The organism is Streptomyces tatrensis (genome assembly GCF_049310065.1).
In the GTDB taxonomy this organism is placed as follows: Bacteria; Actinomycetota; Actinomycetes; order Streptomycetales; family Streptomycetaceae; genus Streptomyces.
Genome location: NZ_JBMDLB010000007.1, coordinates 1,990,315 through 2,008,717, shown reverse-complemented (window position 1 = coordinate 2,008,717; position 18,403 = coordinate 1,990,315). Strand labels below are relative to the sequence as shown.

Annotated in this window: 16 protein-coding genes; 11 read left to right on the top strand and 5 right to left on the bottom strand. The window is 71.9% G+C overall.

The features are described 5' to 3' along the window. Positions 1-24: 24 nt before the first annotated feature. Genes meaB through ACODT5_RS12570 form a run of 3 tightly spaced genes read right to left on the bottom strand, consistent with a single transcriptional unit; the run spans position 25 to position 5,077 of the window. Positions 25-1,011 (bottom strand): methylmalonyl Co-A mutase-associated GTPase MeaB, encoded by a 987-nt coding sequence (gene meaB / locus ACODT5_RS12580; RefSeq protein ID WP_422519249.1) that lies wholly within the window; start codon positions 1,009-1,011, stop codon positions 25-27. An 8-nt stretch (positions 1,012-1,019) separates the two neighbouring features. Then, a complete protein-coding gene (gene scpA / locus ACODT5_RS12575) occupies positions 1,020-3,200 on the bottom strand; it encodes a methylmalonyl-CoA mutase (protein ID WP_422519640.1) in 2,181 nt (726 codons plus the stop codon). A 20-nt stretch (positions 3,201-3,220) separates the two neighbouring features. After that, positions 3,221-5,077 (bottom strand): methylmalonyl-CoA mutase family protein, encoded by a 1,857-nt coding sequence (locus tag ACODT5_RS12570; RefSeq protein ID WP_422519248.1) that lies wholly within the window; start codon positions 5,075-5,077, stop codon positions 3,221-3,223. 250 nt (positions 5,078-5,327) lie between these two features. Between ACODT5_RS12570 and ACODT5_RS12565 the strand changes: the two genes are divergently transcribed. The 11 genes from ACODT5_RS12565 (at position 5,328) to ACODT5_RS12515 (ending at position 16,478) form a co-directional block, all read left to right on the top strand. Beyond that, positions 5,328-6,239, top strand: coding sequence for a hypothetical protein (locus ACODT5_RS12565; protein ID WP_422519247.1), 912 nt, complete (start codon positions 5,328-5,330; stop codon positions 6,237-6,239). Further along, positions 6,184-7,284 (top strand): zinc ribbon domain-containing protein, encoded by a 1,101-nt coding sequence (locus tag ACODT5_RS12560; RefSeq protein ID WP_422519246.1) that lies wholly within the window; start codon positions 6,184-6,186, stop codon positions 7,282-7,284. Before ACODT5_RS12565 ends, ACODT5_RS12560 begins: the two co-directional genes overlap by 56 nt. A 1,230-nt stretch (positions 7,285-8,514) precedes the next feature. Then, complete coding sequence (locus ACODT5_RS12555) at positions 8,515-9,465, top strand: TauD/TfdA dioxygenase family protein (protein WP_422519245.1); 951 nt, start codon at positions 8,515-8,517, stop codon at positions 9,463-9,465. Between the two features lie 82 nt (positions 9,466-9,547). Further along, complete coding sequence (ssuE, locus tag ACODT5_RS12550) at positions 9,548-10,105, top strand: NADPH-dependent FMN reductase (protein ID WP_422519244.1); 558 nt, start codon at positions 9,548-9,550, stop codon at positions 10,103-10,105. A 134-nt stretch (positions 10,106-10,239) separates the two neighbouring features. Further along, positions 10,240-11,274, top strand: a complete 1,035-nt coding sequence (locus ACODT5_RS12545; protein ID WP_422519243.1) for an ABC transporter substrate-binding protein — start codon at positions 10,240-10,242, stop codon at positions 11,272-11,274. 9 nt (positions 11,275-11,283) lie between these two features. Beyond that, positions 11,284-12,114: an ABC transporter ATP-binding protein gene (locus ACODT5_RS12540; RefSeq protein ID WP_422519242.1), complete on the top strand. Its 831-nt coding sequence runs from the start codon at positions 11,284-11,286 to the stop codon at positions 12,112-12,114. Then, the gene (locus ACODT5_RS12535) at positions 12,111-13,118 is read left to right on the top strand and encodes an ABC transporter permease (protein WP_422519241.1); all 1,008 of its coding nucleotides are present in this window, start codon (positions 12,111-12,113) and stop codon (positions 13,116-13,118) included. The genes ACODT5_RS12540 and ACODT5_RS12535 overlap by 4 nt, the downstream gene beginning before the upstream one ends. A gap of 97 nt (positions 13,119-13,215) precedes the next feature. Continuing rightward, positions 13,216-14,571, top strand: coding sequence for an LLM class flavin-dependent oxidoreductase (locus ACODT5_RS12530; RefSeq protein WP_422519240.1), 1,356 nt, complete (start codon positions 13,216-13,218; stop codon positions 14,569-14,571). Continuing rightward, complete coding sequence (locus ACODT5_RS12525) at positions 14,568-15,290, top strand: FAD-dependent oxidoreductase (protein WP_422519239.1); 723 nt, start codon at positions 14,568-14,570, stop codon at positions 15,288-15,290. The genes ACODT5_RS12530 and ACODT5_RS12525 overlap by 4 nt, the downstream gene beginning before the upstream one ends. Positions 15,291-15,592: 302 nt before the next feature. Next, complete coding sequence (locus ACODT5_RS12520) at positions 15,593-16,084, top strand: hypothetical protein (RefSeq protein WP_422519238.1); 492 nt, start codon at positions 15,593-15,595, stop codon at positions 16,082-16,084. Between the two features lie 79 nt (positions 16,085-16,163). Next, positions 16,164-16,478: a 4Fe-4S ferredoxin gene (locus ACODT5_RS12515; RefSeq protein WP_422519237.1), complete on the top strand. Its 315-nt coding sequence runs from the start codon at positions 16,164-16,166 to the stop codon at positions 16,476-16,478. Between the two features lie 51 nt (positions 16,479-16,529). Here the strand turns inward: ACODT5_RS12515 and ACODT5_RS12510 are convergent, their stop codons facing one another. Together ACODT5_RS12510 and ACODT5_RS12505 are read right to left on the bottom strand one after the other, a co-directional pair. Further along, positions 16,530-17,450, bottom strand: a complete 921-nt coding sequence (locus ACODT5_RS12510; protein ID WP_422519236.1) for an NADP-dependent oxidoreductase — start codon at positions 17,448-17,450, stop codon at positions 16,530-16,532. Between the two features lie 84 nt (positions 17,451-17,534). Further along, entirely contained in the window at positions 17,535-18,254 is a 720-nt protein-coding gene (locus ACODT5_RS12505) for a DUF2470 domain-containing protein (RefSeq protein WP_422519235.1), read from the bottom strand. Between the last annotated feature and the right edge of the window lie 149 nt (positions 18,255-18,403).

Below are 18,403 nucleotides of genomic sequence, written 5' to 3'. Positions count from 1 at the left end.
ATTTACCCAGTGGGGCTGGAGCGGTCAGGAGTCCGTGAACGCCGCCAACAGCTGGTCCGCCGCCAGGGTGGGGGTCAGGGTGCCCGCACGGACCGCTGATTCCAGGGTCGGGGCCAGGTCCCGTACCGCCGGGTTCGAGCGGAGGCGTTCCAGGAGTTCGTCGCGGACCATCGACCAGGTCCACTCCACCTGCTGGGCCGCGCGCTTCGACGCCAGGCGGCCGCCCGCTTCCAGGAGCACGCGGTGTTGTTCCAGGCGGTTCCAGACCTCCTCCAGGCCCGTGGATTCCCGGGCGCTGCACGTCAGGACCGGTGGGGTCCACGCGGCGTCGGCCGGGTGCATCAGGCGCAGCGCGCTGGACAGTTCGCGCGCCGCCGCCTTCGCGTCGCGCTCGTGCGGGCCGTCCGCCTTGTTGACGGCGAGGACGTCGGCCAGTTCCAGGACGCCCTTCTTGATGCCCTGGAGGCCGTCGCCCGTGCGGGCGAGGGAGAGGAGGAGGAAGGAGTCGACCATTCCGGCGACCGTGGTTTCCGATTGGCCCACGCCCACCGTCTCGACCAGGACCACGTCGTAGCCCGCCGCCTCCATCACGATGATCGACTCGCGCGTGGCTTTTGCCACCCCGCCCAGCGTCCCCGCCGAGGGGGACGGGCGGACGAAGGCCGCGGGGTCCACGGAGAGGCGTTCCATGCGGGTCTTGTCGCCCAGGATGGAGCCGCCCGTACGGGTGGAGGAGGGGTCGACGGCCAGGACCGCGACGCGGTGGCCCAGGCCCGTCAGCAGCGTGCCGAAGGCGTCGATGAAGGTGGATTTGCCCACGCCCGGCACGCCGCTGATGCCGATCCGGCGCGCCCGCCCCGCGTGGGGGAGCAGCTCCGTCAACAGGCTCTGGGCCAGGGCCCGGTGCGCGGGCAGGGTGGACTCGACGAGGGTGATCGCGCGCGCGATGAACGCGCGCTTCCCGTCGAGTACCCCTTTGGAGTAGGCGGTGATGTCGATCCGGGGCGGCACGGCGGCGCCTACAGCTCGTGGCCCAGGTCCGCGGCGAGCCGCGTCACCAGGTCGTGCGCCGCGTCCGGGATGACCGTGCCGGGCGGGAACACCGCCGTCGCGCCCATTTCGAGGAGCGTGGGGACGTCCGCCGGCGGGATGACCCCACCGACCACGATCATGATGTCCTCGCGGCCCTCCGCGGCGAGGGCCTCGCGCAGCGCCGGTACCAGCGTCAGGTGACCGGCGGCGAGGGAGGATACGCCGACCACGTGCACGTCGGCCTCGACGGCCTGGCGGGCCACTTCCTCCGGGGTCTGGAAGAGGGGGCCGACGTCGACGTCGAAGCCGAGGTCGGCGAAGGCGGTGGCGATCACCTTTTGGCCGCGGTCGTGGCCGTCCTGGCCCATCTTGCAGACCAGGATGCGCGGGCGGCGGCCCTCCGCCTCCTCGAACCGGTCGACGAGCGCACGGGTGCGCTCCAGGGACGGGGACTCGCCTGCCTCGGTTCGGTACACACCCGAGATCGTACGGATCTGGCTCGCGTGCCGCCCGTACACCTTCTCCAGGGCGTCGGAGATCTCGCCCACCGTGGCCTTCGCACGTGCCGCGTCCACCGCCAGGGCGAGGAGGTTGCCGTCCCCGCGCTCGGCCGCGTTGGTCAGCGCCCGCAGGGTGTCCTGGGTGACCGCCTCGTCGCGCTCCTCGCGCAGCCGCCGGAGCTTGGCGATCTGCTGGGAGCGGACCGAGGAGTTGTCGACCTTGAGGACGTCGATCTGCTCGTCCGTCGCCACCCGGTACTTGTTGACGCCGATCACCGGCTGACGGCCCGAGTCGATACGGGCCTGCGTGCGGGCGGCGGCCTCCTCCACGCGGAGCTTGGGGATGCCGGCGTCGATGGCCTGCGCCATGCCGCCGGCCGCCTCGACCTCCTGGATGTGCTGCCAGGCCCGGCGCGCCAGGTCGTACGTCAGCTTCTCGACGTACGCGCTGCCGCCCCACGGGTCGATCGAGCGGCAGGTGCCCGACTCCTGCTGGAGGAGGAGCTGGGTGTTGCGGGCGATGCGCGCCGAGAAGTCCGTGGGGAGGGCGAGGGCTTCGTCGAGGGCGTTGGTGTGCAGGGACTGGGTGTGGCCCTGGGTCGCCGCCATCGCCTCGATGCAGGTGCGGGTGACGTTGTTGAAGACGTCCTGCGCGGTGAGGGACCAGCCCGAGGTCTGCGAATGGGTGCGCAGGGACAGGGACTTGGCGTTCTTCGGGTCGAACTGCTTGACCAGGCGCGCCCACAGGAGGCGCGCCGCGCGCAGCTTCGCCACCTCCATGAAGAAGTTCATGCCGATCGCCCAGAAGAACGACAGGCGCGGCGCGAAGGCGTCCACGTCGAGGCCGACGGCCTGCCCGGCCCGCAGGTACTCCACGCCGTCGGCGAGGGTGTACGCCAGCTCCAGGTCGGCCGTGGCCCCGGCTTCCTGGATGTGGTAGCCGGAGATCGAGATGGAGTTGTAGCGGGGCATCTTCTGCGAGGTGAAGGCGAAGATGTCGGAGATGATCCGCATCGAGGGCTTCGGCGGATAGATGTAGGTGTTGCGGACCATGAACTCTTTGAGGATGTCGTTCTGGATGGTCCCGGCGAGCTTGTCGGGCGAGACGCCCTGCTCCTCCGCCGCCACGATGTAGAGCGCGAGGACCGGCAGCACGGCGCCGTTCATCGTCATCGACACCGTCATCTTGTCCAGCGGGATGCCGTCGAAGAGCTGGCGCATGTCGTAGATCGAGTCGATCGCCACGCCCGCCATGCCGACGTCGCCCGTCACCCGCGGGTGGTCGCTGTCGTAGCCGCGGTGCGTGGGCAGGTCGAAGGCGATCGACAGGCCCTTCTGGCCGGCCGCCAGGTTGCGCCGGTAGAAGGCGTTGGACTCCTCGGCCGTGGAGAAGCCCGCGTACTGCCGGATCGTCCAGGGCTGGTTGACGTACATCGTCGGGTACGGGCCGCGCAGGTACGGGGCCACACCCGGGTAGGTCTGGAGGAAGTCCAGGCCCTCCAGGTCCCGGCCCGTGTACAGGGGCTGTACGCCGATCCCCTCGGGCGTCTCCCACAGCAGCTCGGCGGCTCCCGAGCCGGTGGACTCCTTCAGCGCGGTGCGCCACTGGTCCTCGGACCCGGCGGCCGGGGCCGCGCCGTCCAGCGCGAGTTCGGAGAAATCGGGGATGCGGGGGGTGCGGTCGCTGCTCAAGACGCGACTCCCATCCGGTCGAGTACGGAGGACAGCACGGCGATCGCGTCGCAGCCGGCGAAGACGTACTCGTCCACGGCCGCCGCGGCGGTGCCGGGCCTGCCCGCGAGGAACACGGTCGTCGCGCCCGCCGAGCGCAGGGCCGCGGCCACCGCCCCGGCCTGCTCCTCGTACAGCGCGTCGCTGGAGCACAGCACGGCCATGCCGTCGGCCCCGCTCGCCGCGTAGGCCGCCGCGGCGCTCTCCGGGGCCACCGACACCGGGTCGTGGACCGGGGTGATGCCGCCCGCCTGGAACAGGTTCGAGGCGAAGGTGGCGCGGGCCGTGTGCGCGGCCGCCGGGCCCAGGGCCGCCAGGAAGACGGTCGGCCGCTTGCCGGTCGCCGCCAGGTGTACGTCGCTGCGGGCGCGCAGTGCCTCGTACGCCTCATCGCGCCGCACGCGCGGCAATCCGCCGGTGAGCGGGGCCGGAGCGGGTTCCCGTACGACCGGCTTCTCGGACAGGTGCGGGAACTCGCTGACTCCGGTGACGGGTTCGCGGCGCGTGGCCAGCTTCTTCGAGCGCGCGGCCCAGGTGGTGGCGAGGCGTTCGGCGACGAGGCCGGAGCGCAGCGCGGCGGCCTGGCCGCCCGCCTTCTCGACGGTCTGGAAGAACTCCCAGGCGGCGTGGGCGAGTTCGTCGGTGAGCTGCTCGACGTAGTACGAGCCGCCCGCCGGGTCGATCACCCGGGCCAGGTGGGACTCCTCCAGCAGGATCGTGGAGGTGTTGCGGGAGATGCGGCGCGCGAACGCGTCGGGCAGGCCGAGCTCCTGGTCGAACGGGAGCACGGTGACCGCGTCGGCGCCGCCCACGCCCGCCGCCATGCAGGCGACGGTGGTACGCAGCATGTTCACCCACGGGTCGCGGCGGGTCATCATCACCGGCGAGGTCACGGCGTGCTGGCGCTGGGCGCCGGCCGCAGGGGCTCCGCAGGCTTCGGCGATCCGGGCCCACAGGCGGCGGGCGGCGCGCAGCTTGGCGATGGTGAGGAACTGGTCGGCGGTGGCGGCGTAGCGGAACTCCAGCTCGCCGAAGGCCGCTTCGGTGCTCAGGCCCGACTCGGTGAGGGCGCGCAGGTAGGCGACCCCGGTGGCCAGGGACAGCCCCAGCTCCTCGGCGGCGCTGCCGCCCGCCTCGTGGTACGGCAGGGCGTCGACGGTCAGGGCGCGCACGTGCGGCCAGGCGGCGGTCTCCGCGGCGAGCGCGGCGGCCTCCGCCAGGTCCAGGGCCTCGCCCGTCCGGGCCTCGTGGCCCAGCGGGTCGGCGCCGAGCGAGGCGTGGGCGGCCTCGGGGGCCACCCCGCGCTCGGCGTACAGGGCGAGCAGGGCCCGGGCGGCCTCGGCGTACTGGGCGCCGGGGTCCAGGGAGACGGGCGCGAGGTCGAGGTAGACCCCCTCCAGCGCACGGCCCAGGCCCTCGGCGGGCAGGCCGGCGTCACCGACGGCCAGCCACAGCGAGGTGGTGCCGTTCTCCAGGTCGGCCAGGGCCGCGTCGTTCACCCGTACGGGGTCGGTGCCCGCGATCCGCTGGCGCACGTCCCAGCCCGAGGCGGCGCTGCCCTCGGCGCGACCACCCCGCACGAACGGCGCGAACCCGGGGAAACCGGTGTCCGGCGCGGTTTCGGGCGCGGTGTACAGCGGGCGGGTGGTGAGCCCGTCTTCAAGCTTCGTGGACAACGCGTCTTCCGCTGCCTCGCCGGAAACTTCCTTGCCCGACTTGCGCAGCACGCCCTCTACCAGGCGCTGCCACTGCTCATGCGTCGCGTCAGGGAATTCGGCGGCCAAGGAGAGCCCGTCATCAGGCAGGACCGTCATGGCTCGAATGTTAGGGGGGTACCTGTGAACGACCTATAACCACCGGATGTGATCTCCCCCTCTCATGTGAGTCGGGAGGGGTCACGAAAGAGCGGGCGAGGGGCCGGTCGCGGAGACTCACGTAGTTCCTCAGAGATTCCGTCGTGATCGTGTTGTGTTCTTGCTGTGGTGTCCGTGCGGTGTGGGGGGCGCCAGAGGTGGGTTTCGTGGGTCGAATGGGTGACCTTCCGCGTGTGGTGTCGTTGATCGGATGACAGCACTGGCGGCGGGGGAGGTGGCGTTGAGTCGCAAGGTGTCGCTCGCCGTGGGTCAGGTCGCCCGGACTGCTTGTGCCCGTGGTGTGTTGCGGACGGGTGTGGACGAGGAGACCAGTGAGCTGCTGGCGGTCTCCGTGCTGGCGGAGCGGGTCGGCTGGGCCGCCGGTCTGGTGACCGAGATGGTCACGGAGCTGCTGGCCGACCGGTGGAAGCCTGGCGATGTGGATGTGCTGGCCGGCGGGGAGGATGTAGGCGGGCGGAAGCTGCCGTCGAACGCGTGGATGGCTCTGCGGCGTCTGGGCTGGAGCGCCCGGCCGCCCGAAGGCGTTCGGGTCAATGACCGGATCGTTCGCATGGCGCAGGAGCAGGCCGGACGCTTGCTGCGGTCGGCCAAGTGGCGCGCCGACCTGACCACCGGGGTGCTCAAGGTGTGGCCTGCCGATCCCGGGAGGCGCACGCCCGAGGAGTGGGACCGGGTGCGTGAGGCGGTGCCGGGCGGGCAGCACCTTGCGTCCAGCGTCATCACCTCCCGCACCCGGCAGATCGTCGCGTTCGTCAGGAAGCACGGGCGGATGCCCGCCGGTCTGTTTGAGATGGAGGCCGCGCCCACGGCAGCACGATTGCTGTTGCTGTCGGCGTGTGACGGGCAGCAGGCCACCATCGAACGTCACGACACGGAGCCGGGCCGTGCGCTACTGCGTGTGCAGCTCCCCACCCGGGCTGACCCGCGGTCCTACCGGGACTGGACGTGGGTGTCCTGCCCCATCACGCTGCCTGCGACGGTCCCGGCCGGCGCGGTGCTGCACCTGCCCACTCTCCGCCCGCACCGGGCACACCGTCGCGCTCGGTGTGGACTGGGGCCTGAACACCCTCCTCAGCGCGGGCGCCACCCGGCTCCACGGTGATGGACGGATCGCCGCTCTCGGATCCGGGGCCATGTTCCGCACGGCCGGGGTTCTTGCCAAACAGCACCGGCTACGACGACAGGGCGAGCACCTCCACGACAAGGCCGGCCACTACCAGCGACTGACGGCCGGGGGCGAACAGCATGCCCTGACCGGCAAGTGCACCGTCTTGAGGAATGAGATCGGTTACGTTTCCGCGCGCCGGTCGAACCTCAATGACGCATTGGCCTGGGCCGCCGCCAGATGGGCAGTGGATCAGGCTATCGCCGCGGGGGCGAGCGTCATCTATGTCGAGGATCTCCGCTCGATGGAAGCCCGAGGTATGGGCCGCACCCACAACACCCGCCTCTCCCAACAGGTACGCGGGCAGATCGTCGAGCGGATGCGGCACGTGGCCGCGGAGACGGGCATCGCCGTCGTCACCGTCCCGGCACGCAACACCTCCAAACAGTGCCCGCGATGCCTCACGCCGCTGCGGCACCGCAAAGCCCCCGACCGGCCGAACGCAGCCGGTTGGAAATGGGCCATCTGCCCGAGTCCCGACTGCCGCTGGCAGGGAGACCGGGACCAGGGCGCTTGGCAGCGCATCGCAGCACGCGGCCTGGCACACCAGACGAAGACAGTCGCCGACCGCGCCACCGGCGCCATGGCCATCCGCACCATCGTGGACCGACTCGAAGCGGGCGCGGCCATCACATCCACCGTCCCGAAGACCAGCCGGGAGGACCGGTCCAAGACCGGTACGACACGGCGACAGACAGCACGCCCCGCGCCCAGGCGACGCAGGGCACCCTCCCCCGCCAGACCCTTGGGCCTGGCGGGCAAGCGTCCGGAGGGACACGCTCACACGGACCGGCCACGACTGCCCCGCGCAGCCCACCGGGACCAGGGCGTGACGACGATCAGCACATCCACCACCAGCCGACACCGGCCACAAGGAGCGGCACTGGGCGCGGGATTCCATCTCCACGCCCACGCCACGCCTCCACGGTGGGGACGCATCCCCGAACCAGAAGCTATGTCTGGCACAGGATCACTAAGCTGATCAGAGACGCTACCGGGAGTACGGCGGGTCCCGCGTGCGGCGCGACGATCCGCTGCCCGTAGGGCTCGCGGTCGCCGGCCACCTCGCGGATCTCGTCCGGGACAGCCTCCAGGCCTCCCCAGCTACCGCTGGGAGGCGTCTTCCGCAGGATGCCGGAGAGCTCGCCGAGTTCGCGGAGCAGGTCACGGGTCCGGATCAGCGCGCTGAGCAGGCAGGCCTTCCCCGGCCCCAGCCCGTTGTCCCCGTCCGTCGCGGTCGCGTGGCGGGTGCGTTGCTGCGGCGTGAAATCCGGCCACGGTTTCCGGCTGTGGCCCGGGTGGCTGGATCGGTGAAAGAGCAGGTCGCAGGGGGCAGGGGCAGGCTCCGGGGGTGGCGGGGAGCGGTGCTCGCCGGTTGACCGGGCGTGGGGGCGCTGGCAGTCTCCGGGACATGACCGCGACCGAGTTCCTCGCCCCGCGGCTCCGCACGCCCGGCCTCTGTACCGCGCCGGCCGAGTGTCAGGGCCGTTGTTGTACGGCCCCGCGCTGTTCCTGAGCGCCGGTGCTCCTGAGCCTCTCAGCCCGTGAGCCCCTCGGCTCCTGAGCCTCTCAGCCCCTGAGCCTTGGAGTCCCTGAGGCCTGAGGCCCGAGGGCTCGAAGCCTCTGAGTCCTTGAGGCTCTGAGTCGTGAAGCCCCTGAACCCCGAGTCCCCGAGTGGCTGGGCGTTCGTGCCCCGTCGTCCGGGGTGTGCGTAGGGCTCGCGCCGTCTCACCGGTGGATGGTGGTGGGGCTCCGCGGTTCAGGCCGATCGTCTCCGAGCGCCGCCCGCCCGCCTCTGTCGGCGGGGACCGGCGACTGTCCGCCGAACCTCGCCGCCCGCCCGCCGGTCCCTGTCCGTCGAACGTCGCCGTCTGCGGGTTCCCGCCCGTCGAACCCCGCCGCCCACTGGCCCCGTCCGTCGAACCTCGCCGTCTGCCTGTCCCTGTCCGGCCAGCCTTGCTGCCCGCCGGTCCCAGTCCGTCGAACCTCGCCGCTTGCTGCCCGCCGGTCCCTGTCCGTCGAACCTCGCCGCCCGCAGGGCCAATGCCCGCCGAACGTCGCAGCCCGCCCGATCCGGCCGGCCAGCCGGCCGCTCGCCGGTCGCCGTCCCCGTCCAGTCGTCCGTCCTGGTCCGCCCGCCTCCGCCCGATCTCCGTCGCCCTCCTCTCTTCCCCTCATTTCTTCCTCTGCGGAAATAAACAAGGAGCCCCTCATGTCCACTGCCACCCGCACCGACCTCACCGTCACCAAGATCGGCGGCCGCATCGGCGCCGAGATCGGCGGGGTCCGGCTCGGCGGCGAGCTCGAAGGTGAGGTCGTCGCCGGGATCCGGGCCGCGCTGCTCGCCCACAAGGTCGTCTTCTTCCGCGGTCAGGACCACCTCGACGAGGACGGTCACGAGGCCTTCGCCGAGCTGCTCGGTGCGCCCGTCGCGCACCCCACCGTGCCCTCCGCCGACGGGCGTTACGCGCTCGGCATCGACTCCCACCACGGAGCCCGCGCCAACCAGTGGCACACGGACGTCACCTTCGTCCCCGCCTACCCCGCCTTCTCCATCCTGCGCGCCGTCACCATCCCGCCCTACGGGGGCAACACCCTGTGGGCCAACACGGCCACCGCCTACGCCGGCCTGCCCGAGCCGCTGCGCGTCCTCGCCGACAGCCTGCGCGCCGTGCACACCAACGAGTACGACTACGCGGCCCTGAAGCCCGACGCCCTTCCCGGGGCGCTCGCCCAGTACCGCGAGGTGTTCACCTCCACCAAGTTCCTCACCGAGCACCCGGTGGTCCGCGTCCACCCCGAGACCGGCGAACGCACCCTGCTGCTCGGCAACTTCGTCCAGCGGATCAACGGGCTCACCGGCCGAGAGTCGCGCCTCCTCCAGGACCTCTTCCAGGCCCACATCGAGCTCCCCGAGAACACCGTCCGCTGGCAGTGGCAGGCCGGTGACGTCGCGATCTGGGACAACCGCGCCACCCAGCACTACGGCGTCGACGACTCCGACGACCACGAGCGCACCCTGCGCCGCGTGACGGTCGACGGCGACGTCCCGGTCGGGCCCGACGGGGTCCCGTCCCGGCTGATCAGCCCGGAGACCGTGCCGGACCCGGCCTTCGGCATCGCCTCCGGAGCCTCCAACTCCGATGCGAACTCCGACTCCTGAGCCTGAGCCGAACGGAACCCCGATCGACCCGATCGACCCCGAACCACCCGTTTCCCCATCTCCGTCAGCCAAGGAGCGCTCCGTGCCCAAGCTGCTCGCCCTCACCGGCAGCCCGTCCCTCCACTCCCGTACCGACGTGGTCGCCGATCACGTGCTGCGCCGCCTGAACCACGCCGGGTACGAGACCGCGCAGCTCGCCGTCCGGGAGCTCCCCGCCGCCGATCTGCTCGCCGCGCGCCGCGGCGAGCCGGAGATCCTCCGGGCCCTCGCAGCCGTCGCCGAAGCCGACGGGATCGTCATCGCGACGCCCGTCTACAAGGCCTCGTACACAGGGCTCCTCAAGGCCTTCCTCGACCTGCTCCCGCAGGACGGGCTGGCCGGGAAGACGGTCTTCCCGCTGGCCACCGGCGGCAGCCTCGCCCACGTCCTGACCATCGACTACGCCCTGCGCCCTGTCCTCGCCGCGCTCGGTGCCCGGCACGTCACCGCCGGCCGCTTCGTCCTGGACTCCTCCGTCGAGCGCGGGGCCGGCCCGGACCGGCTGCGCCCGGAGGCGGAGCTGGACCTGTACCAGGCCGTCGACGAGTTCGCCGAGGCCCTGCGCGCGGCTGAGGCCGCCGCGCTCGCCACCGCGCGCTGATCTCCGTACGGAAACCGCCCCACCTGTCCTACCCGCCTCACCTGCACGACCCGCCCCACCTGCACGCCCTGCCCCGCTCGCACGACCCGTACGAGCCGTCCCACCCGCCCGACCCGGATCGACAAGGAATCGCGATGTCCGCAGCTTTCACCACCACCCGTACCTCCCGACGCCAGTTCCTCACCCTGCTCGGCATCTCGGCGGCCGCGGTGAGCTGCGGGACGGCGACCGCCAGCGGCGGCTCCGGCGGCGAGCAGATCACCTCCCTGAAGTACCAGGGCGCCGTCGGCGCGGTCACGCTCCCCGAGCTCGCCGCCGACCTCGGTTACCTCGGCGACGTGACCCTGGACTGGGTCGGCAACACCATCAGCGGCCCGCAGGACATCCAGTCCGCCGCCACCGGCCAGACCCACTTCGGCAGCGCCTTCAACGGCGCGGTCATCAAGCTCGCCTCCACCAAGGCCCCGATCAAGGCCGTCATCTCCTCCTACGGCTCCGACCAGTACTCCTACGGCGGCTACTACGTACTGGAGGACAGCCCGATCCGCTCCGCCCGCGACCTGATCGGCAAGAAGGTCGGCATGAACACCCTGGGCGCCCACTACCAGGCCCTGCTCGACATCTACCTGAGCCGGGGCGGCCTGTCCAAGGAGGACGCGGCCAAGGTCGAGCCGATCGTGGTGCCGCCCGTCAACACCGAACAGTCGCTGCGGGCGAAGCAGATCGAGGTCGGGGTCCTCACCGGAGTCCTGCGCGACAAGGCCCTCGCGGCCGGCGGCATCCGCCCGCTGTTCACCGACGTGGAACTGCTCGGCCCGTTCAGCGCCGGGACCTACATCATGACCGAGCGCTTCATCAAGCAGAACCCGGACACCGTACGGACGTTCGTGACCGGGGTCGCCAAGGCCATCGAGTGGTCCCGCACCACTCCCCGCGCGGAGGTCATCGCGCGGATGACGGAGATCGTCAAGAAGCGCGGCCGCAACGAGGACACGGCGACCCTGCAGTTCTGGCGCTCCTACGGAGTCGCCGAGACGGGCGGCCGGATCCAGGACAAGTCGTTCCAGCTCTGGCTCGACTGGCTCGGCGACCGGGGCGAGATCAAGAAGGGCCAGCTCAAGGCGGCCGACCTCTACACCAACGAGTTCAACGGACACGGGAAGGGCTGACGGGCTGCCATGGCGAAGATCGTGTTCGACTCCGTGACGAAGACCTTCCCGACGAAGGACAAGAAGAACAGGAAGAGCAAGGAGGAGTTCACCGCCCTCGACGGGGTGGACCTGGAGATCGAGGCGGGCGAGTTCGTGGTCGTCGTGGGCCCCAGCGGCTGCGGCAAGTCCACCCTCCTGGACCTGCTCGGCGGCCTGACCCCGGCCACCTCCGGCCGGATCCTGCTCGACGGCAAGCCGGTCACCGGTCCGGGGCTGGACCGGGGCATCGTCTTCCAGCAGTACGCGCTGCTGCCGTGGCGCACCGCGCTGGGCAACATCGAGTTCGGCCTGGAGGCCACCGGCGTCCCGCGCCGCCAACGCGCGGCGAAAGCCCGTGAGTTCCTGGACCTCGTCGGCCTCACCGGGTTTGAGGACCGCCACCCGCACGAACTGTCCGGCGGCATGCGCCAGCGGGTCGCCATCGCACGCTCGCTCGCGTACGACCCGGACGTGCTGCTGATGGACGAGCCGTTCGCCGCGCTCGACGCGCAGACCCGCGAGTCCCTCCAGGACGAACTGCGCCGGATCTGGCAGAGCACCGGCAAGACGATCGTGTTCATCACGCACGGCATCGAAGAGGCCGTGTACCTCGGGCAGCGGGTGGCCGTCATCACCTCCCGCCCCGGCAGGGTCAAGCAGGTCGTCCCCGTGTCGTTCGGCGACCGGGCCACCGGTGCCACCGGCGAAGACCTGCGCTCCAGCCCGGAGTTCGCCCGCTACCGCCACGAGATCTGGACCCTCCTCCACGACGAGGTGGCCCGCGCCCAGCAACTGGAGAAGGAGGAGGTCGCCGTATGAGCACGACGGTGGAAGCAGCGGTAGGGGCGGAAGCGAACGTCAAGCCGGACGCCGAGCCGGACGTCAGGGCGGACGCCGAGCCGGACGCCAAGGCGGACGTCAAGGCGGACGTCAAGGCGGACGTCAAGACGGACGCCGAGCCGGACGCGGCGGCGACAGCCGTACGGGACCTCGCGCCGCCGGAAGCACGGACACCCGAGCGGCCCCCCGTAAAGCGACCGGCCACGACCCTGGGCCTGCGCGTCCTGCGGGGGCTGCGGGCGGTGGCGCTGCGCTCGGCGGCGATCCTCGCGCTGCTGGCGCTGTGGGAGGCGGCGCCACGGCTGGGGCTGGTCGACGCGACGTTCCTGCCGCCGGTGAGCGAGGTCGCCAAGGCCTGGTGGGAGCTGCTGGGCAACGGGCAGCTCGCCGAGCACAGCCAGGCCAGCCTGGCCCGCTCCTTCGGCGGATTCGGCATCGCGGTGGCCGTCGCGGTCCCGCTCGGACTGCTGATCGGCTGGTACCGGCCGGTGGCGGCGCTGCTCGGGCCGCTGCTGGAGGTGTTCCGCAACACGGCGGCGCTCGCGCTGCTGCCGGTGTTCGTCCTGCTGCTGGGCATCGGGGAGACCTCGAAGGTCTCGATCGTCGTGTACGCCTGCGTCTGGCCGATCCTGCTGAACACCATCAGCGCCGTGGGCAACGCCGATCCGACGCTGGTGAAACTGGCCCGCTCGATGGACCTGTCCACGCCGAAGCTGTTCCAGAAGGTGATCCTGCCGGCGTCGGTGCCGGTCATCTTCACGGGCATCCGGCTGGCGGGGGCCGTCTCCATCCTGGTCCTCGTCGCGGCCGAGATGATCGGCGCGAAGGCGGGCCTCGGCTACCTGATCAACGCCTCGCAGTTCAACTTCGCGATCCCGCAGATGTACGCGGGCATCGTCACGATCTCCGCGATCGGCCTCGCCTTCAACCAGGTCCTCGTCGCGATCGAACGCCGCCTGAGCACGTGGCGCGTCCCGTCCTGAGGCCCTGACCGCCCGGCCGCCGACCGCTCGGGCCGTCCGGCCCGCCACGACCACCCCTGCGGGCGCCGCGCGCCCAACTCCCCACCGAGGACAAGAAATGACCGCACCCCGGACCCTCCACCTCAACGCCTTCCTGATGAACGCCGGCCACCACGACGCCGCCTGGCGCCACCCGGCCAGCAGCCCCGAGCGGATCACCGATCTGCGCTACTTCCAGGAACTGGCCCGCACCGCCGAGCGCGGGCGGCTCGACTCGATCTTCTTCGCCGACGGGGTCGCCCTCTGGGGCAAGGCCCGCTACAACGCCGTCGGCGGCTTCGAGCCGCTCACCCTGCTCTCCGCGATCGCCGCCGTCACCGAGCACATCGGCCTGATCGCCACCGTCTCCACCACCTTCAACGAGCCCTACAACCTGGCCCGGAAGTTCGCCTCCCTCGACCACATCAGCGGCGGCCGCGCCGGCTGGAACATCGTCACCTCCGGCAGCGCCGACGAGGCCCGCAACTTCAACCGGGACGAGCACCTGGAGCACAACCTCCGCTACGACCGGGCCCGGGAGTTCCTCGACGTGGCCACCAAGCTCTGGGACAGCTGGGAGGACGACGCGATCGTCCTCGACAAGGAGAACGGCGTCTACGCCGACACCGACAAGCTCCACCCCGCCGCGCACAAGGGCGAGTACTTCGGCGTCGCCGGACCGCTCAACGTGCCCCGCTCCCCGCAGGGCCACCCGCTGCTCGTGCAGGCCGGGTCCTCCGAGGACGGCAAGGAGTTCGCCGCCCAGTACGCCGAGGCCGTCTTCACCGCCCAGCAGACCCTCGCCGACGGCCAGACCTTCTACAAGGACCTCAAGTCCCGCCTCGGCAAGTACGGCCGCTCCGAGGACCAGCTGCTCGTGCTGCCCGGCATCGCCCCCGTCATCGGTTCCACCGAGGCCGAGGCCAGGGCCCTGGAGCAGGAGCTCACCGAGCTCCAGATCCCGGAGTACGGCCTCGCGCAGCTCTCCAACATGCTGAACGTGGACCTCACCGGGCTGCCGCTCGACGGCGGGCTGCCCGACCTGCCCGAGGAGCGGGACGTCAACGGCAACAAGAGCCGCTTCACGCTCGTCGCCGAGCTCGCCCGCCGCGAGGGCCTCACCCTGCGCGAGCTGATCGCCCGGCTGGGCGCGGGCCGCGGCCACCGCGTCTTCGCCGGGACGCCCGAGCAGATCGCCGACCAGCTGGAGGAGTGGTTCACCCAGGGGGCCGCCGACGGCTTCAACATCATGGCTCCCGTACTCCCCACCGGGCTCACCGACTTCGTCGACCAGGTCGTGCCGATCCTCCAGCGCCGCGGGCTCTTCCGCACCGAGTACACCGGCCGGACCCTGCGCGAGAACTACGGACTGGCGCGCCCGGCCAACCGCTACACGGCGGCGGCAGCGGCGGCCGGGCACGGAGCCGGGGCGTGAGCGAGCACGTAGCCGACGTGCTCGTGGTCGGCGGGGGCCCCGCCGCCGCCTGGGCCGCCCTCAAGGCGGCCGGGGCCGGGGCCTCCGTGGTCCTCGCCGACAAGGGCTACTGCGGCACCAGCGGGGCGACGGCCGCCGGCGGCACCGGCGTCTGGTACGTCCCGCCGGAGCCGGCGGCCCGCGAAGCGGCGATGGCGAGCCGTGAGGGGCTCGGCGGGTACCTCGCCGACCGGCGGTGGATGTCCCGGGTCCTCGACGAGACGTACGACCGGATGAACGAGCTGGCCGACGAAGGGCGTTACCCCTTCCCGACCGGCCCGGACGGGCAGCCGCTCCGCAACGGCCTCCAAGGGCCCGAGTACATGCGGCGGATGCGCATCCGGATCCGCCGCGCCGGGGTCCGGATCCTCGACCACAGCCCCGTCACCGAGCTGCTGACCGACGCGGAGGGCGCCGTCGCGGGCGCCGCCGGCTACCGCCGCCAGGCCGGCGAGTCCTACCGGGTCCGGGGCCGAGCTGTCTGGCATGGAGTTCTCCAACGTCTCTGGGGCGAAGCGGAAATCGGCGTTTCGGCCCCAGGGGCGAGGAACCGCCCGATATCGTGCGTGTCGTACGTTGCGAGAACCAAGCGCGTGCAATGTGCTGAGCGAGAACCAAGCTGGCACGGCAATATTCACAACTTCATACACCCGGGCTGGTTTCAACCCGGCTGGTGTTGATCGTGGAAGACTCGGTCGCTCGCTGAGCGGCCAAGCGGCGTGAGCCAGGAATCCCCGACTTCAGATGGGGAGGATTCAACAAGACGGCCTTCTACACCTTCGCTACCTCTACCAGGAGGACAGCATCGCGCCGGGAGCGGCCGCCGGTTTCGGCGGCCCCCTCCTCCATCGTTTGCGCGCTCCTGGGTGAGGGTGGGGCCAATGCCTGAGGTAACGGCCTCTACGCCGCCGGGGACGCGGCCACCCGTGAGGAGATCTGCGGGGGCTTCACCGGAGGCGGCAGCCACAACGCCGCCTGGGCGATGTCCTCGGGCAGCTGGGCGGGGGCCGGCGCCGCCCGGTACGCCCGCTCGCTGGGCTCGGGCCGGGCCGCCTTCCGCCCCGTCACCGGGGCCGGCGGGGCGGGCCTGCGGCCGGCCGGGGGCCCCGGGTCCGCGGCCGGGTCCGGGGAGGCACGGGAACTCGTACGCCTCGTCCAGGAGCAGGTGCTGCCGTACGACAAGAACTACCTGCGGCACGGCTCCGTCCTCGCCGGCTCGCTCGGCTCCCTCGACGAGGTCTGGGCGCAGCTGCGCTCCCTGCGCGGGGAGGGCGCCGGGCTCGTCAAGGTCCGGCAGGCGGCGGCCATGACGGCGCACGCCCGCTGGATGTACGCCTCCGCGCTGGCCCGCACCGAGAGCCGCGGGATGGCCCGCAGGCTCGACCACCCGGGGCAGGACCCGGCGCAGCACCACCGCATCGTGACCGGCGGGCTCGACCGGGTGTGGACGCGGCCGGCGGAGCTGGTCGCATGATCGAACTGGTCTCGGCCGAGCGGTGCATCGCCCCCTCGGCCTTCGGCCTGGGGGGACCCCCGGCGACAAGTGCGTGGAGGTGTGCCCGACGGACGTCTTCGAGCGGGGACCGGAGGGGATCCCGCTGCTCGCCCGGCAGGAGGACTGCCAGACCTGCTTCCTGTGCGAGGCCAACTGCCCGGTGGACGCGCTGTTCGTGTCCCCGCTGACCCGTCCGGTCCCCGAGGACCCGGCCGTACGGGACGAGGCCGCTCTCGCCGGCCGGGGCCTGCTCGGCAGCTACCGGCGGGAGATCGGCTGGGGCGAGGGGCGGACACCGGGCGCCCTGAGGGCGGTCGGCCCCTCGCTCGGCCCGGCGGGCGGCGGCGGGACGGCGCCGCCGATCACCTCCTGAGCGAGGGGCCGCACCCGCGCGGGACCGTTGGTCCGGTAGACGGTCAGGTGGTCAGACGGTGAGCACGATCTTGCCGCGGGTGCGGCCCGTGGCGCTCAGCTCCCAGGCCTTCGCCGCCTCGGCGAGCGGCAGGGCGTGCTCCACGTTGACCGTGAGCCCGCCCTTGTCCGCGAGCTCGGCCAGGAAGGTGAGGTCGGCGGTGTCCGGGCGGACCCACAGCTGGTGCGCGCCCTGGGCGGCCGCCGTGTAGTCGGCGATGGACACCACCCGGCGCTCCTCCTTGACCAGGGACCGGAGCGCCGGGATGACGTCGTCGCCGAAGAAGTCCAGGGCGGCGTCCACGCCTTCGGGTGCCAGCTCGCGGACCCGGTCGGCGAAGCCCTCGCCGTACAGGACCGGTTCGGCGCCCAGCGAGCGCAGGTAGTCGTGGTTGTGCGCGCCGGCCGTGCCGATGACGCGCAGGCCGAGCGCCACGGCGATCTGCACGCCGAAGGATCCGGTGCCGCCGGCGGCGGAGTGGATGAGCACGGTCTCGCCGGCCTTGAGCCCCACGCGGGTCAGCGACTGGTAGGCGGTGAGCCCGGCCAGCGGGATGCCGGCGGCCTGCTCGAAGCTCAGCTCGCGCGGCTTGCGGGCGAGGGTGCGGACGGGGGCGGAGACCAGCTCGGCGTAAGTGCCCAGCTCCACCCACTCCTTGCGGATGTAGCCGTACACCTCGTCGCCGACGGCGTAGTCGAAGGTGTCCTCGCCGACCGCCTCGACGACGCCGGCGACGTCCCAGCCGGGTATGACCGGGTAGCGGACTTCGAGGATCGGGTCGAGGTAACCGGCGGCGAGCTTCCAGTCGACCGGGTTCACGCCGGCGGCCTTGACGCGGACGAGGACCTCGCCCGGACCGACCTTCGGCTCCGGAACCTCGGTGAGGGCGAGGATGTCAGGCGTTCCGTATGCGGTGTATGTGATTGCCTTCATGATCTTCCCAACGGGCCGTCGGGGGAGCGTTGTTCCGGGTTTCGGCTCACCTTTCCGGAACGGCCCGTTCCTGGGGGAGGCCGCTCAGGCGGGCAGGGTGTTGCGGTGCGAGCTGCGCCGGGCCGCGCTGAACAGGGCCTGGATCTGCGCCCCGGACTGCTCCACGTCGTCGAGCGGGGAGGGGAAGGGGATCCGTACGTCGCGGTGGCCGCGCCGCTCCTCCAGGCGCAGGGTGATCCCGTACCGGTCCATGGCGAGGGGCAGCGCGCGCAGGACGGCGGACCCGGCCCCCTGATCCGCGGCCGGCTGCGGCCGGACCAGGCGCAGCAGGAGGGTGACCAGTTCGGCGTGGTCGTCGAGGAGGTGGGTGAGCATCCCGGCCTCGTAGGGGGCGAGCGGGTCGGGGCAGGCCGCGTCCAGCTCCTCGAGACCGACGTACGCGCGGGCGCCGTCGGGGGTGACGAGGACGGCCCGGCCGAACTCCACGCAGGTGGAGTCGGAGCCCTCGGCGCTCCCGTCGGCGTAAGGGGTGAGGAGGCGGCCGACGAGGGTGACCCGGGCGCGCACGCGGTCCCGTACGGGAGTGGGCGCGATGTCCGTGAACTCCAGCCGGATCGCGGGGCGGTGAACGGCGCCGGCCCCCGGGTCGGCGGGGTGCAGGTGCAGCCGGCCGAGGGGGTCGGTGCCGTCGAGGTGGCGGATCTCCGTGCGCTGCCCGTCGGTGACGACGGTCATGGAGTGGGCGGCGGCCAGGATGGACCGGACCCGCTCGGCGTCGGTGGGCAGCGGCAGGGGCAGGTGCATGAGGATCTCCGTCGTCCCGAGTGGCGAGATGGCACGTACTTAGGTATGCCTAACCTAACCTACTCGGCGGGTGGAAGGTAGACGGGGCGCGTCTCAGCTGCCTCGTGTCGGTGTTGGGCTGAACGGGTGAAACGCGAGAGGATGGGGGG